Raw genomic sequence first — 26,104 nt, 5'->3', positions numbered from 1 at the left:
AGTGATTCCCGCGTCGAGCACCGTATGGACAGGAGAGATTCAGCGTGGAAATTGGAATACTTGGCGGCGGCATCGCGGGCCTGAGCGTGGCATTGGCTTTGCGCAAGCGGGGTTACAACCCTCGGGTCTATGAGCGCCGAGCGGAGCCGGCAACCATGGGGGCCGGCGTGACGCTTTGGCCCAATGCCAGCTTTGTTCTGGAAGAACTGGGGCTGTTGCAAGACATCGACGCCATTGGCGGTCGACCGCTGACAATGCACCGCCAGGATGCTGTGGGCAATGCATTGGGAGGCCTCGATATTGCCTTGCTGGACCGGACGATGGGATACCCGACCTACACGGTGCTACGCCGGCACTTGCAGGAGGTGTTGCTAGATCATGTGGCACGGGCCAGGATACCGGTGGAGTTCGGACACCGGGCGGTAGGTATTGAGCTGGATGCCAATGGCAAGGCTGCGGCCCATTTCGAGAACGGTGCGAGCATCCGCCCGGATCTGCTCATTGGCGCCGACGGCCGCATGGATTCTGTGGCTCGCAAGTTTGTCGCGGGCGACAACACACCTGTCTATCAGGGCTTCGTGAACTGGATCGGCGTAGCGCAGGCGCAGCATGCGCTGGTGGACGATATTTCGATTCAGGATTTCTGGGGGGTGGGCGAGCGCTTTGGTTGCGTCGCGATTCGACCCCAACTGGTGTATTGGGCGGCAGCCCAGGCTCGGCCCCTATCTGAAGCCATACCGACCGCAGATATACGCAAGGAGGTCGAAGATCTGTTCGCGGGATGGCCCGAACCGGTCGGTCATATTATCCGTGCCACGCCCGCAAATGCCATCCGGTTGATTGCGGTGCACGACCTGGAGCCGCTGCATACGTGGAGTCGGGCGAATGTGCTGCTGGTGGGGGATGCCGCACACGCGCCGTTGCCGACGTCGGGGCAGGGAGCCTGCCAGGCGTTGGAGGATGCGTGGCATTTGGTCCGGTGCCTGGATGGCGCAAGCGGCAGCCTGGATGAGGCCTTTCGAGCGTTCACGAAGATCCGCGGCCCCAAAACTGCAACGCTAGCAGAGCAAGGTCGGGGCTTCGCACGCGGGCTGTTCGCCACCGATCCTGAAACCTGTCGCATGCGCAACGAGCGGGCCAAGGCGTCCGATCCTATGCGTGACGTGCAGGTCTTGGCCGCCGGATGGGGACAGGGCCTGCCAATGCCAAGCTGCAACGACAGCACGCCAGCGCAAGGGGGAGGCTTCGGCAGCCTGTACCGTATTGAATGACGTGCGCTGGATGTGCTTCATCAGGTGTTATGCAAACGCTCCTTTCCACGCATCCGGTCAGCTCGCATGTGGGCAGGAATAAAGTTCGCCTTTCGTCTTTAGCCTGCCTGAACGACGAGAGCACCGGCGCCACGGTCGGATTGATCGGAGGCGCTCTGGCAACGTCGCAATAGCCAGTCGGCACGCATCTGTCACGTTCTATTCACTGCCACTCGACGGTCACAAGGCAATTACCCGGTGTGCCGGCGATGGCCTGACGTTTTTAACGTCCGCGCCTTACGTACGAGGCGTCGTGCACAGTACCTTCACCCCGCATCATCCCCCGCAAAATGCGGCGACTGCCCAAAATGTTCGATCAACAGCTCGGTCAGGACCCGTATCTTTCGTGCGGGATGCTGGCCCGGCGGGCGGATCACGTAGGCGCCGGCCGGTGGTGGCGGATAACGGGTCATGATGGGCAAGAGCACGCCGGCGGCCACATAGTCGTGGGTGAGGCAATCGGGCAGATAAGCGATTCCGAGCCCCGCCGTTGCGGCGGCGACCAACGCGGCGCCGTTGTCGGCCTTGAAGCGTCCTTGCGGGCGAACCGCGATGGTCTTGTCGCCATCCATGAACTGCCAGGCTTCGGTGCCCTGCATGAGGGCTTCATGCGCGGCGAGTTGATCCGGCGTTTCGGGCGCCCCATGCGCCTGGACGTAGCCGGGGCTGGCGAGCAGCTTGCCGTGGATGGGGCCGACTCGTCTTGCGATCAGGTTGGAGTCCTGCAAATAGCCCACCCGTATCGCACAGTCGAAACCCTCAGCGATGAGATCGACGAAGCGATCGCTATAGCAGGTCTGGACATGAAGCTTGGGATGGCGTCGCGCCAGCTCCGCGACCACAGGGGCGAAATGCGTCAGGCCGAACGACACCGGAACGGCGACTCGCAAACGGCCCTGTAGTTCGCCCGCCGGCACGATCGTTTCTCGGGCGATGTCGATTTCGGCGTAGGCCCTGGCCGCATGGTCCCGGAAAATCGCCCCGGCTTCGGTCAGCGCGGCCCCACGTGTGGTTCTTGCCAGCAACTGGACGCCAAGTTCTGTTTCCAACCGCAGCAACCGACGGCTGACGATCGACTTGGAAACACCCAGCCGAAGCGCAGCGGGCGACACGCCGCCCGCATCGGCGACTTCGATGAAGGTCTGAAGTTCTTCGATATCCAATTTGCGTTGCTCCCCGTTTTGCGACGCAGTGCACCGCAGGATAGCACTACGTGGCAAGCATCGAATCGGCATGCACCGCGATGCGGCGGTGCATGCCGATGGTGTTCCAGATGGCGCGACACAGCTCGCCTTGGAACGGAACTACCGCATCCAGATTGCCGAAAACATAATGCTGAATCCGGCTGCGTCGCCACAAACGCACGCTTTCCGGAACGTAATTTGCAACGCAACCCGCGATGCAATTTCTGCAAACCACAGCAAACCACAGCAAACCAGGGATCACTAATGACTTTTCGTAATGGCCTCGATTCGCTTCTACGTCCTGAGGATTCGGTACTCGTCCTGATCGACCACCAGCCTTATCAACTCACCAACCTGAATAGCCACGATCCGCATGCCGTGGTCAACAATTCGACGGCGTTGGCAAAGGCCGCCAAGGTCTTCGGCGTGCCCACGATTCTGACGAGCGTGATCGCTGCTCGCGGCGGCAACATCTTTCCCCAAATCACCGACGTGTTTCCCGGCCAGGAAGTCATTGACCGCACGTTCATCAACACGTGGGAAGACAAAAAAGTCGTCGACGCAGCCAAGGCCACGGGGCGCAAGCAGTTGATCATCGCGGGGCTTTGGACCGAAATCTGCGTCGCGATGCCGGCGATCCAGGCTGCGGGCGAAGGCTGGGATGTGACGGTCGTCACCGATGCATCGGGCGGCGTGTCGGTCGAGGCGCACGAAGTCGCCCTCCAGCGCATGGCGGCGGCTGGCGTGAATCTGATGACGTGGATGGCAGTAGCCGCAGAGTGGCAACGCGACTGGGCGCGCGCCGATACCGCCGGCGGGTTGACCGACATCCTCGTTCAGCATGCCGCCGGTAGCGGCATCGCATACCTGTGGGAACAGCAGTTGCTGAACACGCCAGTGCCCGCCACGGCAGGCTGATCGTGTTGGGGATGGCCAAGCGCAACGTGTTTCACGATGCGCCGGCCATCCCTTGCACGCCAGCCACGGCTAACGTCTTGCAACGTGTCGGGGCGGCTCTGATATTGCCCGGAATGAAAGGCGCGCGATAAGGTGGAACCACCCGCGCCGGGGCCAACGTCCGGAGGTACCTTGATGACGAAACCTGTTCTGTTGATGGGTGGCACAGGCGCTATCGGCCGCCTGAGCGCAGGCGCACTGCGCGCCGTATATCCCGATGTGCCACTGCTGATCGGCGGGCGCGATGCGGTGAAAAGCGCTGAAGCGGCTAGCGACTTGGGCAACGCCGAAGGGGTGGCGATTGACCCCGGCGCAGACGACCTTGGCCTGGGCGATCGTCCGGTAGCCGCTGTCGCGGTGTTTTATGCTGACGATCGATTGGCCGGCCTGCGCTACGCCCAACGTCGCGGCCTGCCCCACCTGGGCATCTCTTCTGGCATCTATGAAATCGCCCCCGAAGTCGCGGCCTTTATGCAGGCACCCAACGCGGCGGCGATCGTGCTGGGCTACGAGTGGCTGGTGGGCGCCACGACCGTCGCCACACTCTCGTGCGCGAAAGCCTTTGCGCAGCTAGACGACATCGCGATCGGTGCGCTTGTCGATGAGCAGGATGGCGGCGGCCCCGCCGTCGCCGAGGATTTCGAGCGGCTGAACCGAATGATGCCCGCCGCGCTGACGCTTCGGGACGGCCGCTATGTCTGGCGCGGCAAAGACGATGCCAAGGCCGAATTCCGCGCGGTCGATGGCACCACGATGCAAGGGGCTGGCTTCTCGTCTATCGATGTTGCCGGCCTGGCGGCCGCAACCGGGGCGTCGAACGTGCAGTTCAACATCGCGGACGGAATCAGTTCGTCTCGGCGTCGTGGCGAACCCAAATCCACGGAAATCATCATCGAACTGGCAGGCAAGGCCCATGACGGCCATGCGCTACGCACGCGCCATGCGGTCGTGCATCCGCGCGGCGCAGCCCACCTGACCGCACTGGGCGTCAGCATGATTCTTGAGCGGCTGGCGGGCTTGGACGGCAAGGCGCCGACTCCGGCAGGGTTGTATTTTCCGTTCCAGGTTATCGATCACGCGACGTATCTTTCGCGCTTGCAGGCAGAAGGCGGACGTATCGTTTCGCTGGACGCCGAGTGACAAGATCGCCATGCCTGGGCAGTGACCGGACGTGGTCATGAACCCGAGCCTTTATCTGGGTGCGACGGGATTCGCGCTGATCGCCGTCTGCTACGGTTTTGCCCGCTTCGCCTTCGGACTGTTCCTGCCTGGGATCGAGGCAGACCTTAGGCTGTCATCGACCCTGAGCGGGCTGATTTCAGGTGGGGCATTTCTGACTTACTGCATCGCGGTCACGCTATCCGCATGGCTGACTGAACGAATCGGCGCCCGCTATGTGGCCATCGGCGCCGCTCTGATCGCGGCGGCGGGCATGGCAGGTATCGCAGCCGCGCCATCGCCTGCCTGGCTTGCAGGCGCGGTGATGCTGGCCGGATCCAGCACGGGGCTGGCATCGCCGCCGTTGGCGGCGGCAGTGGCGGCGGCGGTCAGGCCCGACAGGCAAAACGCGACCAACACGATCATCAACGCGGGCACCGGGGCGGGCGTGGCCCTGTCGGGCTCCGTGGCGCTGATGATGGGCGATCTCTGGCGCTTCGCGTTCGCGGGATTCGCCCTGGCCGCGATCAGCCTGGCATTCGCCGTGGCGTTGACCCTGCCGCGCAGCGCACCGGACACGACGACAAGCACGCATGGCATGCCATCGCTTAGCGGCGGGCTCCAGCGTCTGGTCCTGGCGGCATTTCTCGCGGGCGCGGCCAGCACTGCGGTCTGGTCCTTCGGGGGGCAGCTTGTGACACTTCGACTCAACTGGGGCAGCACGGGTGCCGGTTTGCTCTGGATCGCCATCGGGGCGGCGGGTATTGCAGGCGCAGGCGCCGGGCGTCTGATCGCCCGGTTCGGCATCGACGGGGTCCACCGGGCATTTCTAGCGGCGATGGCGGCAAGCATCCTGCTGATCGGCGTCGAAGGCACCTCGGCGACCCTGACGCTAAGCGGCGGCGCTCTATTTGGCGCCGCCTACATCATGCTGACAGGTGTCTACTTGCTGTGGGGGGTGTCGGCCCTGCCCCATCGGCCCGCCACCGGCGTGACGATCGCATTTCTGGCGCTGGCCATTGGCCAGACCGCGGGGGCCGCAGGCTTCGGGCTGCTGATGGACCGGTTGACGGCCAATCACGCCGTGATCGCTTTTGCCTGCCTTGCCCTCACGGCAGGGGCTGCACGCGCTGATAGTGCGGGTCTCCAGCCTTGAAACGGAACACCCCGAACAAGACCGGTTGCCTCAACCCGTGCCATCCTCCCGCGGCAGCCACGCCCCATGGAACCCCGCCGGAATTCGCTGGGGCAATCGCACCGTCGCCAACGGCCCTGCGCGCAGTTCACGCCCATCCAGCACCACCACGTCACTAGTGTCGGTGGCCTGGCGATACACGCACACCAGCACCCAGCCGTCGTCCTCGTCCCGCGCGTCAGGCCGCGGCACGAACACCGGCTCGCTGTTCTGGTCGCCCGGCGGCACGCGATACTGCTGGGTCGCACCGCTTTCCAGGTCGTAACGCACCAGACCGCGCATTTCCACGTTGGTGGGTTGCTGCACGGCATAGGCATAACGATAGGCACGCCCCGTGCGACCCTCGTTGATGCGTGGCAATTCGACGCCGGCCTTGTCCCATTGCCTCTCGCTGACCACGCCACGCGCCAGGTCGATCACATAGCGCCACAACACGCCCACAGGATTGTCTTCGAAACCCGCGCCGCCACGCGCCACGCGCAGGTATTCCGGATAGCGCACCACGTCCAGCACCAACGTTGTCGCATCCAGGTCGTACGCATTCACCACGTGCAGGATGAAGCATGGCGCCACCTCGAACCAGCGCACCGGCCCCCCATGGCGCGGGATCACGCCCAGTCGCGACTGGCGCTCGTCGTGCCAGCGCAGCGGCATGCGGTAGCCGCGCGACAGCATGGAGAAGTCGTACGCCACGTTCAGATCCAGCAGGATGCTGTAGCGCCCGGTGATCGCCATGTCGTGCATCATCGACGGCCCAGGCAAGTCAATCAGTTGCTCCACCAGCGACTGGCCGTCGGAGCCCGCCACGCCGTAGCGCAGCCATGGCTGCTCCCAATGGGACCGGAAGCTCATCAACTCGCCGGTCACGGGGTCCACCTTCGGATGCGCGGTCATGCCGCCCGCCAGGCCCGGATGGCGCTGGCTGGTTCCCAGGAAGTCCAGCCCCGGTGTCATCGCAAGCGGCGGGCCGCCTTCCGCCAACGCCAGGGTTTCGCCTGCGTGACGCAGCACGTTGACATTGGGGTTGGTGTCCGGCAGATCGGCCGCCAGATGCGGCGCATGTTCGCGTGCCCAGATCCTGGTGCGAGCCCAGCGGTTGCGGTAGCTTGCCGCCCGGCCCGCCCGGAACTCCACGGCGTGCAGCATCGCCGGCTGGGGCCACCACGACAACACGTCGTTGCCTTCAAAGCGCCCGCGCAGCGGATTGGGGCCGTTGCGCACCAACACCCCTTCCAGCCCGGGCGGCAGCGCGCCGTCCACGGGCAGGTCCATCAAGTCGGTTTCACCGGCCAGGGGCGCGGTGGCGCCAGCGTTCAGATCGAATGTGCTCATGTTTGCGTCCTTGATCGCGATACATCGCAGGACGCATTTTTACCCGGATTAAATTAATCGGTCAATATTACCCGGATATAAATTATTCGAATCCAGGTCTGGGGGAAGGCCCATACCCCATCTTGGGTATGGATGAATGGGACACGGCATCCCTAGGCCAAGCTAGACTGAAAGCGTCAGGGATCCCCGTCACATCAATGGAGTTTTCATGAAAAAGTCCATCTTCCCCGGTGCAGCTTCCCTATTGTTTTATTGCCTTTGCGCCACGGCCCAGACCGTGACTCCGATGAAAGGCCAGTCTGCCGAAATGACCCAGCAAGACGTCGCCGCATGCCAATCGCAGGCAGGCGGCACGGGCAACGCCGCCCCGCCGCAATCCGGCGGACGTGCCCGAGGCGCGGCGACCGGAGCGGTTGCTGGCGCGACGGTCGCCGGCGTACGCAGCAATCAACACGAAGCGCTCTCTGATCGCGTCGACGACGACGTCAAACAAGATTACCGACAAGAAAAGGCGAAAAACGCCGCGGTGGCCGGCGCAGTGGTAGGCGGTTCGCGCCAGCGCCAGGATCGGCGCGAAACGGCGCAGACCAACGCCGCCGCCTCTTCGGCCTACACAAGTTGCATGCAACAACGCGGGTATCAGGTCACGCCCTGAATCACCGTCAATAACAAGCGATGCCCGCCGCTGACCGTACCGCCGCATCCATCACGAAAGGTGCCGTCACCTGGCTCAGGGAAGGCTATTGACCTTCAGTGGACCAAATCTCAAGTTGAATGAACTTCGGTGCTTGGACAGGCCGCAGTTCGGACGAATTCCACAACCGGTGCCGAAGTTCGTTGACTGGAATTTCATCAAAGGTAGGTCGTGCGGACCACCTTCCCTCTCGGCGCATAGCGTGAAAAAGCCACGGCGAATACGCCGTGGCTTAAGCCCGCCGCCATTTCACCTTCGCCTAGGTGAGAAATACACCACAAGCTGTGTCACGACTGAAATCCATACCACCTAAACCCGGATTCAGCGTTGGTAGAAATTCGACCTGGGGGCGGTACCGGCGTTTCCACGCTGCGGTTGCGGCGTAGCGATAATCGCGGGTTTTTTCCCAGCGGCACCGCCACTAACGATGCTGATTTCGTTGGTTCCCAACGGCTGAATCTGATGTTCAGTGTCGTCCTCTGGAATGGTCGGCTCCATCTTTTCCATGTGCGTCTCCTGTAAGTATCGCGGGCGAAAGAAGCCGCACCAGCGTCGGCTGAGCATCAGCGGATGAGGCGGCTCTACCTGTATTCAATACGGGGGCTACCGAAAACTCAATCGAAGCCGGGCTCGGAATGAACGTTAGCAGTGGTCCGGTCCACACACATCAGCCTTTAGTCGTAGCGAGAGCTGGGAGACGAATACGATCGCTGCGGGATTCGGCATTTACGGCATGTTCCTGCTTTGACGTATGGAGAAATCCTGCATTGAGTCTAAGGCGGACATCGATGAGGGCTGCTCCCGGCCAATAGCAGCCCATGGCATCACCCGCTCGGCTGTCCGCATCTGGCTGCCTGCTGACGCTCAGCCCAAACTACTCAATGTCGGCTTTGTCCGAGAGAGGCATCTCGCCTAGATCGTCACATTCGGACGCATCAATTCAGACTGCCTTGGCTGAATCGCTTTCGGCGACTGACTCGAGATTATGAGCGGCTGCCGGAAACCCTCGCCGGCCTGCACTTTGTCGTGTTTGCCATAACCATGCTGACCAACATGCTCCCGGGCGGAAGTTCACACCACGCACTAAGCATACCTGGAGTATGCGGATGGCAGAGCGACTGGAGTGTGTGTACCGTGCTTCCGATGTGTCAACCCTCAGGCTGGTAATTGATGGACCTGAGGGTGATGGCGGCCTGTTCTTGGTTCATCCTGTCTAAAAACCATTCATACGAGGAATGTTTTGGGGAGTTCCGGATAAGCGAGGTTAATTCTTCGCCATTGCCCAGAAAACTGAATATACGATGTGAGAAGGACCGAGATTTCTCGTACTGCAGGACGTAATCCAAGCCTTCGGGTCTATGGCAAAGAGCCATGAGTGAGCGGTGCGCCCGGACCTCTCTGTCGTCGGCCAACTGCCCCATGCCATTCAGCAGCGCTCTCAGATTCCTCTCCTGAATCGCCGCTCCCGATCGGAAGGCCTCTTCGGCAATTTGCAGCCAGGCTTCTACGTACTGCGAAAATTCCCCCGCCTTGAGTTCATTCGCATAATCGGGATCGGATCTCTTTGCGATTGCTTTAAGTTGAAGCAAGAACTCCTGCCCATAGACAAGCGGGGTGTGTTGGATGAAATTCGATACGTATTTCATCTTTTCCGCACCGCAGTTGCGCACGCACTTCGCTGCCAGCTCCGCCAAGCCGGCGAGATTGGACGTCCAGTCGTCGTCCTCAAGTTTGGCGTAATCGTATGCCTGCTGTAGCTCCTGAAAGAGCCCCACATGATCGATGTCTTTCCTTGAGTCCACGAATGTCAGTGAAGCTTGGATCAACCATTGCCCTTCTCGAACATCCGATTCGCGAATTCGGCTGCCGATTCCAGCCTTTGCAGGATCGACCAACCATTCAAATATGTGGTCCGCATTGGGAAGTCCATCCAGCGAGGTATGTACTAAGAATCGAATTAAAGTCCACGGCTCGCAGATGCGGAGATCACTGACAGGAGAGCGCTTCCCATTGAATGGTTCGGAGAAAAGGAACTCAAGCGCGGCATTGCAAACGGCTGCTTCTGCGGCATCTTTCGGCAAGTAAGGGCTCCAGTCTACTTTGCTCTGTGCGTACTCTTCTGTAAAGCGCATGTTGGAGAGGTTGTTTTTGACGTTAAAGCGGTCTTGAACGAAATGCTGCGGAGTCCTGGCCAGCGCGTCCCTCATCCTCGGAAAGCGTTGAAACACCGCTTCTGCCACGAGGACGTCTGCGGCGTTCGCATGGTGCTTAGTAGACACGAGGCTGAGCGTCAATCGATTGGCTAGCCGAATGATGTCGCGGGGATGTCGGCAAAGCGAGCAAGCGATCTTGAGCGCTTGGGGCATGAGCAGCTCTTCGAACGACTCCAAGAAGCGCCCGCTACGATCGAGCCGGTCTTCAAGTACGGCTTTGAGATGACTGCGTAATTGCCAGGGAAATGCGGGTGCCAATGGATAGGCGACCTGCACTATTTTGTCGAGATAGGCCTCTCCGCCAGCCTGGTTGCCATTTCCCAAGCTATCGCTGACCACTTCTCGATCGTAGGTGACCAAGTAAGCGACCCCGGGGAAATCAGCCACTGCTTTGATCGTGCGGAAGACCTCGACTGTTTCTGCTGGAGTCAAGCGGTCTATATCATCCACGACAACGAGGATGCTGCGACCCAAGTCAATCAGCGCTTGCTCTACTTCTGTCTTGCGGCGGTGTAGGCTGATTTGACCTGTTAGCGCGCTTTCGACATCGCTGACGATTTTATTGGCTTCGTCCACACCATTGCCGATGTTATCGGCGATAGATCCAGCCGCTGCTAGAGCTTTGCCGACGACTTCTGCCGAGATGCCGACGAGGCTCACGCCAGGAACATGCTTCAAGTACTTAAGATGTCGTAGCAGACCCACATAGCCGAGAATGCGTTTAGAAACCGTGAGTGTTTTTTCGGTGGGATTTTCTTCAGCGCCTTCATGGATGCCTGCAGCCAATTCTGTAAGCAGGGCCTCCACTAGTGCTTCAGAACCGGAAAGCATCCAAGGGCTGAACTGGACGATGATTGGACCGGATCCAAGCATTCCGCTGAAATCTTTCTTGATCATTTCGATGATCGACGATTTTCCCGACCCCCAGGGACCTTCGATCCCGACGACAATGCCGGGACTGCCAGGACGAATTGTCAAGAGATTGCCTATCTGACGCGCAAAGGCTGTCCGGCCGTACTGATCATCCCGAGCCGAGGGCTGGTCGGCAAGCAATTCAGACGCATTAGGGCGCGCGCTATCGATATGCATAATGTTCACCTCGTGAAGATCCAGTGGAATGTGTCAAGTCTGCGCGTCTACCCACTGGATTGCTTCGCCGACTTGAGCTTTATATTCAGGCCCGCTTTTTAGCATTCGACTATTTCCGATAGAAGTCGAATGTATGGGCGATGCTTCTTTTCAAGTCACGCCGCGCAGCATCCTAGGCAGCGAAGGGCTGAAAACGGCCAGAAGCGGCCGCTCCGCATTTATTCTTGTCTGACCGCTAACGCCGCAAGATCGGTTAGCGGCAGGAGCACACCACGATTTCCATCGGGTTAATGGCAATTTCCTAGGCCAATCCCGAAAATGTCTACTGGCGCTGTGCAATGCCCGTACGGAGAAACCGGGGAACGGCCTCAATTTACTTCATCGAATATCGCTTGGCCTATTCGTTCAATGAAGGTAATGCTGTCCAAGGTATCTTGTAGAGATATTGGCCACCGTGCGCCTGGAAAGCTCGGATCAATGTCAGCCTCATGTGCGATCTTATTGCGGCGTTCCACAATTAGTCGTAGCTGATCCTTGATTAGCGCTTCACTCCCACCGAGACGTACTGCAACCCCGCGCCATAGGGGTTTTTCATGAAACATCCGAACTGCCTCGGCTATTTTTTCAGGTTGTTGAAATGAAAGAAAAGAGTTTCGCTCTTTTACATCATTTCTAAACGCTGCAACTGCCTGTTCGGCTGGTGTTAGGAAAACACTGCCAGAAACTTTATACTTTAAAAATGCATCTGTGGCGGGTCGGTTACCCTCAAACGTCTCAATCATTCCGTGTAGCGCGATTTCGTGAATGAAATAATCCAGCGCACTGACGGCCAGAACGATCTGTGCACGGAGTAGGTCTGAAGTGTCAACGATAGGCGTGACAAGCCGTGAGAGTGAGGTAAACAGCCCGCCCAGATGGCGCGCCCTTTCAGCGCACTCTTTGAACGAATCAAGCGCCTGTTGCATTCGCTGCGGTGACTAGTTTGATGATTTTGTCCGCACCGTCGGAAAAGATTTGGTGGAAGCGCTGCATGGATTTCTTGGTTCGCTCTGCCACGATGCCGCGTTGCTCGAGTTGGTCATCACTCAACGCAAACACAGGAACCTTGTACTTCTGTGATAGCGCGATAAGGCCATTGAATTCGGACATTTGAAGTATTGGTTTTCCATTATCAATATCAAACTCTTCATAGATGCGGTTGGGCAGCAACATGTTCGCTTCCCTAAGCGCTGGAATCAGGCGTTTTCGTACACCTCCCTCAATTTCATTAATCCATGTTTGAAATGCCGACGATGCGGTATTTCCCTCGCGCAGACGATATTTCTGAATCACTGTTCCCAAGAATTTTGTTTTGATATCAGGAAATGGATAGGTTGCGCTTTTCAATACCTGCATGGATTGGGCGCTATTTGCCCAATTTCTCCACTTGGGAAGCACATTTGCTAGGGAATCGGTTGCCATAACTGAAAAGTAATCCGGGGCCATCGGCACCAAGAAATAATCACTAGTCATTAGCAGGTTCTGGTTGATGGCGCCTAGGCTCGGGCTCATGTCGACCAAAACATAGTCAATATCGAGACTGTTCGCTGTCTTGTCGATCAGATATCTTATCGATCCAGGTAGATTTTGAAGAGTAACAAGCGACCCAGATAGCTCCTGAGCGATCCCCAACGTGACTTCATACTCTGCCAGACCGATATGACCTGGGATCAGGTACATATTCGGCTGCCCATTGATCTGTTCGCACTGTACCGGCTGGACAAGCGAGGGACGTGATTCGAATGCTGGGGCGAGCCCGTCTCTGATGTTTCGAACACCCCCCGCTTTGTATATCGCATCGAAGTCGTCGGTACCTTTGAATCCCATGACCATGCCGGTGAGGTTGCACTGAGGATCGCAGTCAACCAATAGGACTCTCTTGCCCTTGTTAGCCAGCATCCATCCAAGGTTGAACGCGGTGGTCGTTTTGCTAACTCCGCCCTTGTGATTGAAAAGCGAAATCTGAACTGGCTTTCTGTCAATGCCAGAATCGACGGGCATGGAAAGCTCGGACGGTGCAGAAGGCGTTTTTGATCGCAACCTCCTCGCGGTTGCCGATTTTGCGACCTTCTTTGATGGTTTTGACTCAGTAGCGACGCGCTTCACCGCAGGCTTTTTAACAGGCATTTAATCTCCCTCGATATTGGCGTCATATCAATCGCTCGTCGGGGCGGGGTGCCACGGGTTTTAGCGACGCTACTGGATGTTACACGAACACTTAATTCGAGGCACGGCTCGTGTCCTCGTGCCCCCTTTTTAGTATGCGGCCGCCGAGCTCACCTCCACGGACGCGGCTTGGCGGCGGTCTGAGGTCTCAGGCCAGCGACGCGGCGGCGGCTCTTTGATCCGGTTGCCGGCTGCGCCGGCCAACCGGACACCACAACGGCGCAGCTGCGTTCGGGCAAATGACTGCGATGCGGCGCACACCATGATCCCGGCCGCCAGAGCCAACTGACCGAGAACGCTGCAAAGCCGCTGTTGGCTTGTGGTGTCGCGAACGGCGGCAACGGGTCGGGATCGGTCTGTCGTCATAGACGGCTCCCGGCTAGAAGCGAGCGTTCATCGAACCTGGGATTAATCGACCTTTCTATCTCAAACAAATCAGCGAGCCTTTTTCGCCATTAAATTGTCACCACGAGCACTTAAGCTACCGCAGCATGACGACTCATGGATCACCGAAGTATTTAACGCGCCGAAGAAAAATAAGATGCGCCGCTATTTGTGGTGCATCCTTCGTTCTTACCGTACTGGTGCCTCAACTGTACACACTGCATTTGGACCTTCCTCGGCCATGGGACCTCCACGTCAGTCAGGGCGCCGCCGAGTTCAAAGGTCACGGAAAGTTTGGGAATAGTCCTGGAGCACTGATAATTGAAGGCCACAGCTATACCTGTTCTAGCCCTTCGCTGTTGGTCACCCCAGACTGCTTTCCATATCCAACTTTGAAGCAATTGCGCGAAGAGTTGGGAGGCAAGACCTTGACTGTCACGTGGTTCTACCAGCCCGCGCATCTGTTCTATCGCAACAGAAGGGTTTTGAAAATTGAGCAGGAAGGTAAGATTTGGGTAACGCCGGAGGCGGTGATACAGAGCATCAAGAAAGATCGTGAAAATGAACCGACATACATCTTGATTTCGTGCGTAGTGGCTTGCCTTGTCCTCTTACTCTTTTTTTGGGTAATTGACCGTGAAGCGGAACGTGACCGCCGTATCGCGGAGAGCGCAGGCTCAAGTTGAGTTGCCGCCGACATTCATCATCCGGTCAGTAGGTGCTTTACGCGGCGCATGAGCTGCCGCAGTCGGAAGAGGCCACCCGGCCGATGTCCACACCCGTATGCCCGATGGACGGGCGGTAGGCTGGCTACTCGACGTGAGCCCATTCAAACTGGCAGAGGTAATACTTTTGACACCCCGGCGCAACTATGCTCCCGATCCTTATGATTGGAGAAAAACAACGTGAGAGCATCACTGGGGGCAATCGGCGTAGCTCTAGCTCTGAGCGGATGTGCTAGCAGCGCCGAGGACCCGCGCCACGCTAGTGGACCGCCGTTCGCCTGCACAGCGATTTCCACCTGGGAGGTGCCCAAGCCAGATGGGGCAGACGAAACCGTGGCTATTCTCGCCGCCGGATTTTCTGATGGCACTTTCGTTCCTCTCAGGCCACTAGCCGAAGCGAACGGTAAGCGCTTCAGCCGGGACGCGAAACTTCAGGATTTCGCACGGCGGGCAATATGGGCAACGTGGTGTCAGCCGGGCCGTCCGGGACCAGACCGGGGTTTCGTGTCGAAAGTGGTCATTCCCTTTACCTTCTCGAGGTCTCGCAGTCTTAAGTCGCATTTACCTGGCGCAGCCGAAAACTGACTCGGAGCGAATGCGACCTAATCGGAACTGGGCGGCTACATGGCGACACGGTTGCCTCCGCGCTGACTGCTTAAGTCGGGCGCGGCCGGCTGGCAGGAATATCCGCCTCGGACGAAGTCTCAAGGACGGCCGGGTCGCGCAGCCGATGGGAGCCGCCGCCCTGCATGGAATTGCCCCCCACCACCAGAGCAAAGGCCGCTTCACGGCTGCGCGGTTCTGATATGCGATGGTCGAAGTTGCTGAGCCACCGTCTGCAATCCCGTCATCTAAACGTCATGCTGTGTCTCAAGAATGGCGTAAAGCCCGTCCTCAGAGCGACACGCCGGACCGAGCGGAGTAGCACCTCATGACCGAAATCAAGACCGTCCCGGCCACCGAGTATGTGGACCCTACTGAATGAACTGGTGGTAGAAACCGTCCCAGCTTTAGCGGAATGCCAGATCACAGCAGAGATAATCGGGGACAAGGATCAAGAGCGAACTCAGCTCTGCATACCCCGCGCTGTATTGGACGCTGCCGCATCGGCGGTGTTTGAACTACGACAGCGAGGAGTATTCTGCTTCCCCGTGCTGGCTCCCCTCAATGGTCACTTGCTGACGTAGAGCACACAAAGCAAAGGCTGCCTCAGGCGGGGTGGCCGCTGCGGGTCGGATAGCGCCCCTTCGAAGGAGCACACCGAATCTCCCTTTACTCAAAAGGAGATTGTCATGGAATCCGCGAATGCCACCGTTGACCGTCGTGCGCCATGGAACAAGGGAAAGCTCACCGGGCGGAAGCCGCCCCTAAAGCTCCGAGAAATCTGGGCAATCCGAATGAGACTTCAGATGGCTTCGAACATCCGGGAACTCGCGATGTTCAATCTCGCAATTGATAGCAAGCTTCGAGCGTGCGATCTCACGCAATTGCAGGTACAGGACATCCGTCACGGAAGCCACATAGCCGCGAGAGCTACCGTCATGCAACAAAAGACCCAGCGTCAGGTCCAATTCGAGATTACGGAGCAAACCCGTGAGAGCCTTGAAGCATGGATCGAAGCACGAGGGCTAAAGGCGGCGGATTTTCTGTTTCCGAGCCGTTTGCATACGTCGCCGCATCTGTCGACGCGGCAGTACGCCCGGATTGTGCATCGCTGGATCGCATCGATTGGCCTCGACGATACCGCATATGGAACCCACACTCTGCGCCGTACAAAAGCCTCGCTGATCTACCGCCGGACGAAGAATCTTCGGGCTGTACAGCTGCTGCTCGGGCATACGAAGCTGGAAAGCACGGTTCGCTACCTTGGCGTCGAGGTCGACGATGCTCTTGAGATTGCTGAACAAACAGAGGTTTGATGCATCCCGGCCGGCGAGCGGTCGATTGCCGGCCAATTGCGGACATGGCGGCAGGATCGGTTTTATGGGGCGTAATGTTCGAACTCGTTGTGCCTCGCATCTTTTGCTTGCTGTGCCACTTTCGAGGCCTCTACCGCCTATCAGTGGATCATGTGTTTCCTATGCATTATGCTGGCCATGTTCAGTGACTGATCCGGTCATGACTCCGTGGTCGGGTCTCCGACCTTACATAGCCGCAACCAATGATGATCGCCTTAAGTAGCCAACGTCGGACTTTGCGTGACCCGGTCCTTGTTATCGAACAGTGCAATCCGAGACAGCAATTTGGCAGGGGGCGAAGACGATTAACCTAGGATAGCTCCATGATCAGGAAAATCGTATCGGGAGGTCAGTCCGGAGCCGATCGGGCAGCTTTAGATATGGCCATCGAGCTGGGCATCGCATTTGGTGGCTGGGTGCCGAAGGGTCGTCTAGCAGAAGATGGAGCTCTTCCGGACACTTATTCGGACATGGTTGAGGCGCCCAGTTCGGAACCCGACATCCGAACAGCCCTTAACGTCCAGGACTCAGATGCCACTCTAGTTTTCTCTCATGGAGATCTATCGGGCGGCTCCATGTTCACGGCATCAACCGCGGAGCAGCTGCGCAAGCCATGGACCCACATCGACTTCACACGCCTGACAGTTCCGGACGCCGTGCGGGAGGTTACTTGCTGGCTCGCGGCAATCCGCCCGGCCACGCTCAATGTCGCCGGACCGAGGGCGAGCGAGGATCCCATCATCTACTCGAAAACCAAACGGGTCTTAGAGGCCGTTTTAATGGAGATGAAGCAACCCTTCAAGAATCCGGTTCAGAGGGAGGAGTTATTCGCTGCCGCCCTGGCCAGGCGTGAGGAGGCGCTTGCGAACTTCCGACACTGGGACCAAGTGCGCTGGCTCGTGCCGTACTGGTACTGTGTCCTAGCTACGGCTGCTGGTGGCCTCATGGCCTACCTAGCTCTTCCAGAAAACGAAATGTTTCTGAGAGCCGCGAATGGCGGACTAGCGATATTTGGAATTTTGTGCTTGAAGTTGGTCTGGAACCTAAGCAATTACCACAACGCGGGTCTGCAACGTTACGAAAGTTTCCTTGATCAGCTTCCGCTTGATGACCAGGCCAGATCGGCCTTGCGAATCGACCTTCCTTTCACACTAGTTAGCACCAAAGCCTGGTCTAGCGCGACCTTCTGGTTCTTCGTATTCATAGTTGTGTTAACGCTCGGATTTGGAGCAACCGCTGTGTTCGGGATTCGGTGGTCGGCGTTGGGAAGCTAACGACAGCATGAGCGAACGGCACTCAGCGCCGCCGCCGTTGAGATTCAAGAGACCGACTTGACGGCTAGGTGCGGCGGCACCCGGCCAGAAGCGGACATTGCCTGAGATCGGCACGGAGGCTCACGATCTCGACAGCAGTGAAAGAGCCTTGCCGGCGCCGGCATGCTTACCAGCGGATCGTATAGGGCCTGTCCCCCAGCCCCCATACGCCGTCTTTCCGCTCCAGCATGATGTGCCGGGTCTGCCACTCGTCCGGCTGGGACGCCGAGGGAAAGCCGGTTATATGGGGATAAAAGACGGGGTCCGCCGCCCAATCCGCGGTGGCGCGATCTAGCCGCCATTCGAACTTCACCGCCGAAACCGCGTTGGGGTTGTCGTCGAACGGATTCTTGCCCGGCTTGGAGTAGTCGAGGATCTTGCCGACCTGGAGGCCGGGGGCGCAGAACTTCGCGGTGTAGACCAGTTTAGAACGGATGCGGGTCTCGCCGTCTGTGTAGTACGCGCGGCCTTTTTCGGTCAGCGCGATGTGGCTGGTGGCGTCCTCGGGATTCTCATCCGGTTTTGGAGGTAACCCGTCGCCGTTGGCGCTGACGCGCTTGACCGTGATGAGCTGGTGTTTGATCAGCCCTTGCACGATTTTGTCCTGCTCTTGCAGGAAGGCGGTGTAGACATCGGTCGGCAAGGGCCGCACACCCACCACGTTGACGCAGGCGCTGTCCGGCGCATTGGTGGGCGTCGCCATGGCGGCGACCAGGATCTTGTGCATCTTGCTTTCGGTCAGGCCTGGCCCCAGCGGAGATTCCTTCCACGCATAAAACCCTGCGGCTGCGGCGATGGCCAGACCCAGGGCCCAGGCCTTGCGCGGAATCCGGCGGCGTTGGGTCGTGCGCTGCTTCTGGTTCATTCCCTTCCTTGCGGCTTGTGGTCTCGCGATAGTAACGCGGGGCGGAAAGGGCCTGCCAAGCGCCCGCGGCGGGAGTCTCAGCCAGGGCTGACGGCTCTATGTCAGATCGGCCCCGTGGTCGATGGCGCATGTCGAGTCCGTCCGGCATGTGCATCAGTACTGACCACACGGTCCCGCGCTATCCGGCTCCTTCACGTTTCCAGAAGAAAAGACGTACAAATCGAACAACTCAAAAACTTGCATGGCGCTTGGCGGTAGAATTTGGCTGTCTAGGGGAGTATGGCTCTCACTCTCCCCCCTCCCAACCTCTTGTAGCGTTGCCTTTTTTAAGCAACCACGAGATGAAGGCATGGGAAAAAACCTTCGAGTTCTGTCTACGACACCCGCTGATGGCGCTCGCCGCGCTGAGTTTGCCTGGATGCGGCGAGTCGGTGTTCTTCAACTCCAGAGCGCAAGGTGACATCGAGCAGCGTGATCTCACATTCGTCGAAATCAGGCTGATGCTTTTCGTGGTCCTCACGGCTATTGTTCGTTTGTCTTTGCCTGGCCCACGAGTAGTAAATGAAGCTGCTGAAGCAGCGTTTTGAGGAAATGATGAATTTTTGGGTCCCTGTAGTCTTCGGTACGTTCAAGCTCCTTGTGTTGGGCACGGGCATGTTTTTCGCCATCAAGTCTCATTACGATGGAGAAAAAAAGGAGAAGAAGGAGAAGGAAAAGGAGATGAAAGCGCCGTAGGATCGACCTCAGGGGACGTCCTGATCAAGGTGTTCGATGCAGTGGGGTAGCCGTGTCGGATGCTCTCGTCCAGATCGTCAAGCGGCTCCAACGCCCAGAGATAAGGCAGCCCCCAGTTTGTCGACCACCTAGACGCAGGATGTGTTCATCAGTCCATTCGCCGAAAATGTCTCATAATTTTCGGCGATTTGTCTCATCGGTCGGAGTCTTGCGATTCCCCGCGAAAGCCAGGGTGTAAATTCGGCCACGAATTCACGTCAAGCGGGCAGTTCAAGTCTCTGTGTCTGAACCCACATCGCATTCCACGCCGTCCATAAAACTCCGGAGTTTTTTGCAGATGGCGCCTTACCTGGCGAGCCGGGGCGTATCTGCCCTTGAGTTCTTCCAGCGCCTTGGCATTTCGCCGAACGTATTTCAAAACCCCGATATCTGGCTTCCACGCTCCACGTGCTTTCGCATTTCAAACGAAATGGCCAACGTCGCGCACGACCCGTTCGGCGGCGCCCATGTGGGCCAGTTGACGGAGCTGCGTTCACTTGGAACGTGGGGCGTTCAGGTCTTGGGTTCGGTCAATGTCGCACAGGCCTGCGCCAGGGCCGCCACGTATGCGGAGCTGCTGCACCAGGGCGGACGGGTCCACATCGTGACCGAAGGCCGCAGCACCAGACTTATTCATGACTTCACCGGACGGCTCGAAGAAGATCCCCGGCAGTTCATTCTGGGCAGTCTGGCCGTGCTGCGAAAGATCCCGCTGATGTCCGGCGAAGCCTCGGCCATACGAGTGCACCTGAAATCGGCCAGAGCCAAGGGCGACGATGCGCTGGAAGCGTGCCTGGGTCCGAACCTTGTCATGGGCGCTGACTATGACATGATCGAATTTGATCGCGATTTGCTCGACAGTCCCCTGGGCACGCTGAAGGACGATGCGCGGAAGATCACGACGGCATTGCAGTCCACGATTGACACGGCAGGCCTGCTCATCGCGCGCATCTCGGATCAAGAAAGCGCCAAGCTCAATTCGATTGCCAGAGAGATCGGGATGTCACCGCGCACCCTTCAGCGACGCCTCAAACGCAGTGGTGTCGATTTCGAAGCGCTGCACGATGAGACGCGCCGAAGCGAGGCCCTGCGGCTCATCGAACTGCGCAGATATTCCGCCACCGAAATCGCGTACATGGTCGGCTATAGCGATCCCGCGCATTTCACTCGTGCGTTCAAGCGCTGGACGGGGCTGGTCCCCTCGCGCTTCCGTGCCTTGCTTCGCAACAGTGCATGACCCGGCGCGGTGGCCGTTGAACGTTTTGATCGATGCTTGCTCGTTGGCATCAAATGGCAAGCTCGCCGCGATACGTTCTTGTACAGTCCGCCTCGCCCCCCCCCCCGCTGACGCAAGCCACGCACAGGCAATGCCGACAGATGGGATGTGGAATCCAATCGATATTCTGGAAGGACGTCAATGTCATATTCATCGGCCTCATGCACCATCGCCCTGACGATGGCAATTCTTGGGACCGCCAGCGCGCAGTCTTCCCCGGCGTCGCCCACCTTGGTGGGGGTCGATAATTTTGTCCGGGCGGAGACCGACCTGTATATGGCAAAGATCGTGGCCGACGGCAGTTTCGGGCGGTTTGTTCACAGCCGAGAGCCCTCTCCCATCGATGCGCAGAATGTCATCCGCATGAATCGAGACACGCTGTATTCAAGCGCGGTGTTTGATCTGGATGCCGGTGCGGTCACGATCACCTTGCCCGAAGCCGGCAGGCGATTCATGTCGATGCAGGTGGTCAGCGAAGACCACTACGTGCCAGCCGTCTTCTACGGCGCCGGCCGTCATACGCTGACAAAAGAGGCGATCGGCACGCGCTATGTCTTTGTCGCGATTCGCACGCTGGTTGATCCCGTCGACACGAAGGATATCCAGAAGGTGCATGCCCTTCAGGATGCCATTTCAGTTAGTCAGGCTCGGGTTGGAGAATTCGTCGTACCGAAGTGGGATCAGGCAAGCCAGAAGACGGTACGCGATGCCCTGCTTGTTCTGGGAGCGACGATTCCAAACTACAACGGGGCATTCGGCACGAAAGACACCGTTGACCCCATCCAGCACCTGATCGGCACCGCAACGGGTTGGGGTGGCAATCCCGCCAAGGACGCGACCTATCTTGGCGGAACGGTGCCGGACAATGACGGCAAGACCGTGTACCGACTTAAAGTCGGCCAGGTGCCGGTCAACAGCTTCTGGTCCGTCAGCGTTTACAACGCAGAAGGCTACTTCCAGAAAAATCCGTACAACGCCTACTCATTGAATAACCTGACTTCAGAAAAAGGCGCCGATGGTTCGATTGTCATCCAGTTCGGGGGTTGCGACGGCAAGGTTGCAAATTGCCTGCCCACCATGCCCGGATGGAACTACACCGTCAGGCTGTATCAGCCTCGCGAAGAGATCCTGAATGGCAGTTGGCGTTTTCCCGAACCGCAGCGCGCAGTGCAATAGCCCTGGGGTAAGCAACCTGGGGTAAAACACCAGCATGATCTGCGCAGAAACGTTCATTTCCACCCACGCCATCGCGTCCTCGTTTCGCGACGAGTACTGGCGCGAGGTCACGCGCCCTTTCTGCGATACCACCCTTCTTTCCACCGAAGCGGGCGCCACATTGGAGGGCACCATGCGGATCCGCCATCTAGGCGGATTGACGCTGGGTTCGACGACCTTCAATGCGCAGCGCTACAAGCGAGACCCTGCCACGATTGCTCGCAGCGGACTGGACCATTATCTGGTCCACGTCCTGGTAGCGGGTTCGATTCATGGTGATTTTGACGATCGTGACGTCGCGGCTGGGCCCGGCGGAATTTGCTTCATCGATCTTGCGCGCCCCTACCAATGCCGGGTGGACGCCGGTGAACGCCTGGCCATGACGATTCCCCGGGCCAGTATCGACAAAATGTTGGGGCCTCGCGATATTCATGGTCTTGTGCTTGAAGCGGCCAATCCGATGACCCGTCTGCTCAAGGATTATCTTTGCGGCTTCCATGCGGTGTCGGGGCAGCTCTCCGCAGGCGAAGACGGCGCGGCGCTGGAGGCCCTGACCACCCTGCTTTCCGCAGGCCTGGTGAATGCAGCGCCCATTCAGAATGAACCGGAATCGGTCTTGGGCCAAGCGTTGCGCGCGCGAGCCCTTGACTATATCGATCGCCACCTTGCTGAGCCCGGGCTAGGCCCCGAACGGCTCATGCAACGATTCAGAGTGTCGCGGGCCCATCTCTATCGCGTCTTTTCCGAGTTGGGTGGCATCGCCCACGTGATCAAGTGCAAACGCCTGGATGCCGCCTATGCCCGCATCGTCGACCCTCGTCATGCCCGGCATGCAACGAGCCAGATCGCGGCGCATTTCGGATTTCGTGACATGACCCGATTTCGCACGGCGTTCATCGCGCGCTTTGGCATGGCGCCTGGCGAAGCCAGTAAACAATGCCGTCACGCCTCGGCCCCCGTCGACAGCAACAACGTGCTATCAAGCCATTTTTCCGCGCACCGCCATGCGCCCCGGGCGGAATAGGCGCCGTGCGCATTCAGAACTGATACGAAAGCCCCAGGATGGGGCCGTGCTGAATGACGTCGTAGACGAAGCCGTTTCTGTTGTAGTTGACGCCCAACGCCCGGTAGCCCAGTACCGCAGAGAAATTCGACTTGAACTGATAGGCAAGCGCGGCCGTCGCATCCCAGTCTAGCTTGGCCTGGCCCGCGCCGATGACGCCCCACCCGGTCAGATACCAGTTTTCACCCACGGCATATTGACCGCGCAAACCCGCCACCGCGTCGATCCACGTCGCGCCGTCGCGCTCGCTTCGGCCGTCTAGCGCCCCACCTTTCAAGGATAGTTTTGTGCTGGCGTGCCAGAGTCGTCCACCGCCGATCACGTCGAGATGGCCCTTGTCGCCTTCAAGCACGCCGTATCCCGCGCCAAAGAACCCGGAGAAGGATGTCGTCTTGATGTCGACGCGCCTGCTGAGAACGCCATACGGTGTGTCTCCCCCAGCCGAAAGCTGCCCATACATCACATCTCCAACCAGGCTGAAGCGGTCGTAGCGTGCCTCAATGGCGCCCATGAAAGCCAGATCGACATCGCTGATGATGTCGCTGAAACGGGAATCAAGCCTGGCCGGCGGCTGCCCGAACTGTCCAACCTTCCCGCTGATTCCAGATGCCCAGGCATAGGGGCTGGCACTGACACGCCACGATGCGGACGATTCCGGCTGCTTGCTCATCAAAGGACTGATCGGCAAGCTGTTCTGGGCGAGCGCAACGTCGGACAGGCCAAATGCCATGCCCAAGGCAATCAGTGGGGTGGCAACAAGTTTCAAGGCGTTTTGACGCTTTGGCGGTTGGAACATGTGTGATCGGGCTGACGGCATGCTCATTGATTGGAAAGCGCCGCGTCCTCCGCCACGCAGTCCATGCCTGGCGCGGAATGCCTTGCCGTCGCCGCTTGCACTTCTTTGCGCGCCGCATCCAGGTCGGCAACAAATTCCGGGTTGTTATGCAGCAAGGCCACGGTGGCTGCGCCCATCGTCCGGCCCGCATCCACATCGCTTTGCCAATGCGCGTTGCAGATGACTCGGCTTTGCCCGAACTCCAGGCCTCGACGGAACAGGCGGTTGGCACGCTCGGGATTGATTTCGGCCAGGATCAGCGCCCAGGCCCATCCCGCCGCCGTATGCCCCGAGGGGTACGAGCCATCCGTGCGCAGCAAGGTCTCTTGCTCGGGGAAACAGGTGCCCTCATTGTGGACGACGAACGGGCGAACACGCTGATAGGTATTCTTGATTCCGTAAGTGGAAAGCCCGGCGTCGGTAAGGACCTTTTGCATCAACGCATACAGGTGCGGCGTCTGCGCTTCGGTGATATCGACGCCCATGGCGCAAGAGAAATTCCTGGCGGGTTGTGGAAACTCCAGGTCCGCGTCCAGACGAGCCAGCTTTGCGCGTGCCGAGTCTCTCAATGGAATCGCCACCGTCCTCGCCTCTTCGTCGCGAGCCAAGGCAGCGCTGGCCGAGGCGGGCGGCGGCCCAAGCAGGTCCAGGCTATCGGGCAGGCCTTCTTTGGGCAGATAACCGGGCGCCAACTGAAAGTGCGGATCGGTGACCGCCGGATCGGGTGCACTGCCTACCGCAGTCGCCATCGCGTTGCCCGCGCCGATGAAAACAAGCAGAGCGCCGAGTGCCTTGCGATGTCGCTTTGAATGCATGGATGATCTTTACCGTCAGTCGAATTGCTGGACGCTTCACTGCCGACGATGGTGATTCTTGAACGATCGCGGGAATGAAAGCGCTGGCGAATTTACACTGACGGATCGCGCAGAAAACGAAAAAAAGGCCTCCTGAGACGGAACGACGCGATTAATGAGACGTTGAGTGAAAATCCCCTGAATTCCGGCGATGGGTTGCATCCCTCATTGCTTGGCAACGGTCCACGGAAAAAAGCGCGCTGCCACACATGCTGGCAGCGCGCAGCGATGCACCGCACATCCCTTCGCGGAGGTGCGTGATCAACGGAGTCATGCGTGGACAGCTTGTTATGCCGTCGTGGGATCAGAACCTGTGCCGGATCCCCATGTTCACCTCTGTTGCCTTCGCGTTGTCCAGGAATGCCCAGTTGGTCGTGTAGGACGCCACGGCATACAGATCGGTACGCTTGGACAGGTTGTAGTTGTAGCCCAGGCTATAGGTGTTGCTGGCCGAATCGCCGCCGGTGAGTTGCTTGCTGTTGGCGTCCGCGCGTTGCCACGACGCGAATGCGCCACCCGAGCCCCCAACCGGCGCTGCCACCGCCACCATGTAGGAGTTGGAGCGAAAGCCTTTGGAAAAGGCATACGACGGCGTGCCGGTGAAGGCGCCGATGCTGCCGCCATTGGGCAAGCCTTTGCCGGCAAACCAGCCGTCGGTAAGGCGGTTATAGGCTAGCGCCACCTTGAAGACTTCAAAGTCGTACGAACCTCCGACGATGTACGAACGCGGCGTGGCGTCGACCTGGGCCTGGCTTAGCTTGTTGGACCCATTGAGCTGGTCGTAGGTGGCAAAGCCCATCAACGGACCGTTGTCGTAGCGCAGGCCGGCGGTGATGGCGCGAGTATTGTCGGCGGTGGCGAAACCGGTCTCTGCGCTCCGCTGGTCGTCAGCATTGAAGGCATAACCGACCGCTGCCTTGAAGCCGCCCAGGGAGGGCGTCTCGTAGACCACCAGGTTGTCGTAGCGCACGTAGTAGGCCGAACTGAACCCCAGGCCGGCACCGGTGTTCAGCTGGTTGAAGCCGCCGCCAAACGATGAACCGAACATGCCCGAGAAATAGCGCGCCGCCACGTTGTATTGGCGGCCCAGACGGACTTCGCCCCAGTCGGCACTGCCCAGGCCCACCGTCGCCTCGCGACCGAACAAGCGGCCGCTTTGCAGCGAGGTGCCTTTGCGGCTATCGAAACCGGACTCCAGCTGGAACACGGCGTACAGGCCATCCCCCAGATCCTCCTTGCCGCGCAACCCCCAGCGAGAGCCCGCAGTGGTGCCGGTGGTCAGGCCGATGCGGCTATTGTCGATGCTGGTGCGGCGCCCGGTGGCCGGGTCGGTGTAGATGCCATCGACATTGGTGTAACCGATGCCGGTATCGATCAGCCCGTAAAGCGTGACGGACGATTGTGCGGACGCCGCGCCGGACAACGCGGTGGCCGCCGCGGCGACAAGGACTTTTCTCATGGGTGACTCCGTGGACGGTGAAGACTTTGAGGGCGCCACGCGGGCA

25 protein-coding genes and 1 pseudogene are annotated in these 26,104 nt (G+C 59.1%); 15 read left to right on the top strand and 11 right to left on the bottom strand.

Going from position 1 to position 26,104, the window contains the following annotated elements:
* Positions 1 to 44 precede the first annotated feature (44 nt).
* Positions 45 to 1,271 (top strand): FAD-dependent monooxygenase, encoded by a 1,227-nt coding sequence (locus HV753_RS07240; RefSeq protein WP_175173791.1) that lies wholly within the window; start codon positions 45 to 47, stop codon positions 1,269 to 1,271.
* Positions 1,272 to 1,576: 305 nt separating this feature from the next.
* On the opposite strand, the gene HV753_RS07235 is transcribed toward HV753_RS07240, so the two are convergent.
* Positions 1,577 to 2,473: a LysR family transcriptional regulator gene (locus HV753_RS07235; RefSeq protein ID WP_175173790.1), complete on the bottom strand. Its 897-nt coding sequence runs from the start codon at positions 2,471 to 2,473 to the stop codon at positions 1,577 to 1,579.
* 46 nt (positions 2,474 to 2,519) lie between these two features.
* Positions 2,520 to 2,675: a hypothetical protein gene (locus tag HV753_RS07230; protein WP_175173789.1), complete on the bottom strand. Its 156-nt coding sequence runs from the start codon at positions 2,673 to 2,675 to the stop codon at positions 2,520 to 2,522.
* A gap of 83 nt (positions 2,676 to 2,758) precedes the next feature.
* Between HV753_RS07230 and HV753_RS07225 the strand changes: the two genes are divergently transcribed.
* The 3 genes from HV753_RS07225 to HV753_RS07215 all read left to right on the top strand — a co-directional run bounded on the left by HV753_RS07225 (position 2,759) and on the right by HV753_RS07215 (position 5,765).
* Positions 2,759 to 3,412, top strand: a complete 654-nt coding sequence (locus tag HV753_RS07225; protein WP_175173788.1) for a hydrolase — start codon at positions 2,759 to 2,761, stop codon at positions 3,410 to 3,412.
* A gap of 174 nt (positions 3,413 to 3,586) precedes the next feature.
* The gene (locus HV753_RS07220) at positions 3,587 to 4,591 is read left to right on the top strand and encodes an NAD(P)-dependent oxidoreductase (RefSeq protein WP_246288185.1); all 1,005 of its coding nucleotides are present in this window, start codon (positions 3,587 to 3,589) and stop codon (positions 4,589 to 4,591) included.
* A gap of 37 nt (positions 4,592 to 4,628) precedes the next feature.
* Positions 4,629 to 5,765, top strand: a complete 1,137-nt coding sequence (locus HV753_RS07215; RefSeq protein ID WP_175173786.1) for an MFS transporter — start codon at positions 4,629 to 4,631, stop codon at positions 5,763 to 5,765.
* Positions 5,766 to 5,795: 30 nt separating this feature from the next.
* Here HV753_RS07215 and HV753_RS07210 read toward each other — a convergent pair whose 3' ends face one another.
* The gene (locus HV753_RS07210; RefSeq protein WP_175173785.1) at positions 5,796 to 7,136 is read right to left on the bottom strand and encodes a carotenoid oxygenase family protein; all 1,341 of its coding nucleotides are present in this window, start codon (positions 7,134 to 7,136) and stop codon (positions 5,796 to 5,798) included.
* A gap of 208 nt (positions 7,137 to 7,344) precedes the next feature.
* Here HV753_RS07210 and HV753_RS07205 point away from each other — a divergent pair, with 208 nt between their 5' ends.
* On the top strand, positions 7,345 to 7,791 hold the full coding sequence (locus tag HV753_RS07205; RefSeq protein ID WP_175173784.1) for a hypothetical protein: 447 nt from the start codon (positions 7,345 to 7,347) through the stop codon (positions 7,789 to 7,791).
* A gap of 360 nt (positions 7,792 to 8,151) precedes the next feature.
* Here HV753_RS07205 and HV753_RS07200 read toward each other — a convergent pair whose 3' ends face one another.
* The gene (locus HV753_RS07200) at positions 8,152 to 8,337 is read right to left on the bottom strand and encodes a hypothetical protein (RefSeq protein WP_175173783.1); all 186 of its coding nucleotides are present in this window, start codon (positions 8,335 to 8,337) and stop codon (positions 8,152 to 8,154) included.
* A 444-nt stretch (positions 8,338 to 8,781) separates the two neighbouring features.
* Between HV753_RS07200 and HV753_RS07195 the strand changes: the two are divergent.
* A pseudogene (locus HV753_RS07195) lies at positions 8,782 to 8,877 on the top strand (IS5/IS1182 family transposase); the annotation flags it as partial.
* Between the two features lie 101 nt (positions 8,878 to 8,978).
* Here HV753_RS07195 and HV753_RS07190 read toward each other — a convergent pair.
* The 3 genes from HV753_RS07190 to HV753_RS07180 all read right to left on the bottom strand — a co-directional run bounded on the left by HV753_RS07190 (position 8,979) and on the right by HV753_RS07180 (position 13,172).
* On the bottom strand, positions 8,979 to 11,132 hold the full coding sequence (locus HV753_RS07190; protein WP_175173782.1) for a KAP family P-loop NTPase fold protein: 2,154 nt from the start codon (positions 11,130 to 11,132) through the stop codon (positions 8,979 to 8,981).
* Between the two features lie 368 nt (positions 11,133 to 11,500).
* On the bottom strand, positions 11,501 to 12,097 hold the full coding sequence (locus HV753_RS07185) for a HEPN domain-containing protein (RefSeq protein ID WP_175173781.1): 597 nt from the start codon (positions 12,095 to 12,097) through the stop codon (positions 11,501 to 11,503).
* Positions 12,081 to 13,172, bottom strand: a complete 1,092-nt coding sequence (locus tag HV753_RS07180) for a ParA family protein (protein ID WP_175174614.1) — start codon at positions 13,170 to 13,172, stop codon at positions 12,081 to 12,083. The genes HV753_RS07185 and HV753_RS07180 overlap by 17 nt, the downstream gene beginning before the upstream one ends.
* Here HV753_RS07180 and HV753_RS31285 point away from each other — a divergent pair.
* The 4 genes from HV753_RS31285 to HV753_RS07165 all read left to right on the top strand — a co-directional run bounded on the left by HV753_RS31285 (position 13,171) and on the right by HV753_RS07165 (position 17,678).
* On the top strand, positions 13,171 to 13,302 hold the full coding sequence (locus tag HV753_RS31285; RefSeq protein WP_281370971.1) for a hypothetical protein: 132 nt from the start codon (positions 13,171 to 13,173) through the stop codon (positions 13,300 to 13,302). The two genes, HV753_RS07180 and HV753_RS31285, sit on opposite strands and share 2 nt — an antisense overlap.
* A 526-nt stretch (positions 13,303 to 13,828) precedes the next feature.
* The gene (locus HV753_RS07175) at positions 13,829 to 14,407 is read left to right on the top strand and encodes a hypothetical protein (protein ID WP_175173780.1); all 579 of its coding nucleotides are present in this window, start codon (positions 13,829 to 13,831) and stop codon (positions 14,405 to 14,407) included.
* Positions 14,408 to 15,738: 1,331 nt separating this feature from the next.
* Positions 15,739 to 16,365 carry a tyrosine-type recombinase/integrase gene (locus HV753_RS07170; protein WP_175173779.1) on the top strand — a complete coding sequence of 209 codons (627 nt, stop codon included), beginning with the start codon at positions 15,739 to 15,741 and terminating at the stop codon, positions 16,363 to 16,365.
* Positions 16,366 to 16,727: 362 nt separating this feature from the next.
* Entirely contained in the window at positions 16,728 to 17,678 is a 951-nt protein-coding gene (locus HV753_RS07165) for a putative molybdenum carrier protein (protein ID WP_175173778.1), read from the top strand.
* A gap of 166 nt (positions 17,679 to 17,844) precedes the next feature.
* On the opposite strand, the gene HV753_RS07160 is transcribed toward HV753_RS07165, so the two are convergent.
* Complete coding sequence (locus HV753_RS07160; protein ID WP_175173777.1) at positions 17,845 to 18,582, bottom strand: hypothetical protein; 738 nt, start codon at positions 18,580 to 18,582, stop codon at positions 17,845 to 17,847.
* 146 nt (positions 18,583 to 18,728) lie between these two features.
* Between HV753_RS07160 and HV753_RS07155 the strand changes: the two genes are divergently transcribed.
* The 5 genes from HV753_RS07155 (at position 18,729) to HV753_RS07135 (ending at position 22,871) form a co-directional block, all read left to right on the top strand.
* Positions 18,729 to 19,169, top strand: a complete 441-nt coding sequence (locus HV753_RS07155; protein WP_175173776.1) for a hypothetical protein — start codon at positions 18,729 to 18,731, stop codon at positions 19,167 to 19,169.
* Positions 19,144 to 19,317, top strand: coding sequence for a hypothetical protein (locus HV753_RS07150; RefSeq protein ID WP_175173775.1), 174 nt, complete (start codon positions 19,144 to 19,146; stop codon positions 19,315 to 19,317). Before HV753_RS07155 ends, HV753_RS07150 begins: the two co-directional genes overlap by 26 nt.
* A 337-nt stretch (positions 19,318 to 19,654) precedes the next feature.
* Positions 19,655 to 20,593, top strand: coding sequence for an AraC family transcriptional regulator (locus HV753_RS07145; protein WP_175173774.1), 939 nt, complete (start codon positions 19,655 to 19,657; stop codon positions 20,591 to 20,593).
* A 180-nt stretch (positions 20,594 to 20,773) separates the two neighbouring features.
* The gene (locus HV753_RS07140; protein WP_175173773.1) at positions 20,774 to 21,808 is read left to right on the top strand and encodes a DUF1214 domain-containing protein; all 1,035 of its coding nucleotides are present in this window, start codon (positions 20,774 to 20,776) and stop codon (positions 21,806 to 21,808) included.
* Positions 21,809 to 21,842: 34 nt separating this feature from the next.
* Positions 21,843 to 22,871, top strand: coding sequence for an AraC-like ligand-binding domain-containing protein (locus HV753_RS07135; RefSeq protein WP_175173772.1), 1,029 nt, complete (start codon positions 21,843 to 21,845; stop codon positions 22,869 to 22,871).
* A gap of 13 nt (positions 22,872 to 22,884) precedes the next feature.
* Here HV753_RS07135 and HV753_RS07130 read toward each other — a convergent pair whose 3' ends face one another.
* From HV753_RS07130 to HV753_RS07120, 3 genes are all read right to left on the bottom strand, one after another.
* Positions 22,885 to 23,706 (bottom strand): hypothetical protein, encoded by an 822-nt coding sequence (locus HV753_RS07130; RefSeq protein WP_246288184.1) that lies wholly within the window; start codon positions 23,704 to 23,706, stop codon positions 22,885 to 22,887.
* A gap of 23 nt (positions 23,707 to 23,729) precedes the next feature.
* Positions 23,730 to 24,560 (bottom strand): acid phosphatase, encoded by an 831-nt coding sequence (locus HV753_RS07125; RefSeq protein WP_217481449.1) that lies wholly within the window; start codon positions 24,558 to 24,560, stop codon positions 23,730 to 23,732.
* A 343-nt stretch (positions 24,561 to 24,903) separates the two neighbouring features.
* Positions 24,904 to 26,058 carry a porin gene (locus HV753_RS07120; RefSeq protein WP_175173771.1) on the bottom strand — a complete coding sequence of 385 codons (1,155 nt, stop codon included), beginning with the start codon at positions 26,056 to 26,058 and terminating at the stop codon, positions 24,904 to 24,906.
* Between the last annotated feature and the right edge of the window lie 46 nt (positions 26,059 to 26,104).

The organism is Achromobacter pestifer, assembly GCF_902859625.1.
Lineage (GTDB): Bacteria > Pseudomonadota > Gammaproteobacteria > Burkholderiales > Burkholderiaceae_B > Achromobacter > Achromobacter pestifer.
Note: the sequence above shows the minus strand (reverse complement) of the source record. Positions and strands in the feature narration are given on the sequence as shown.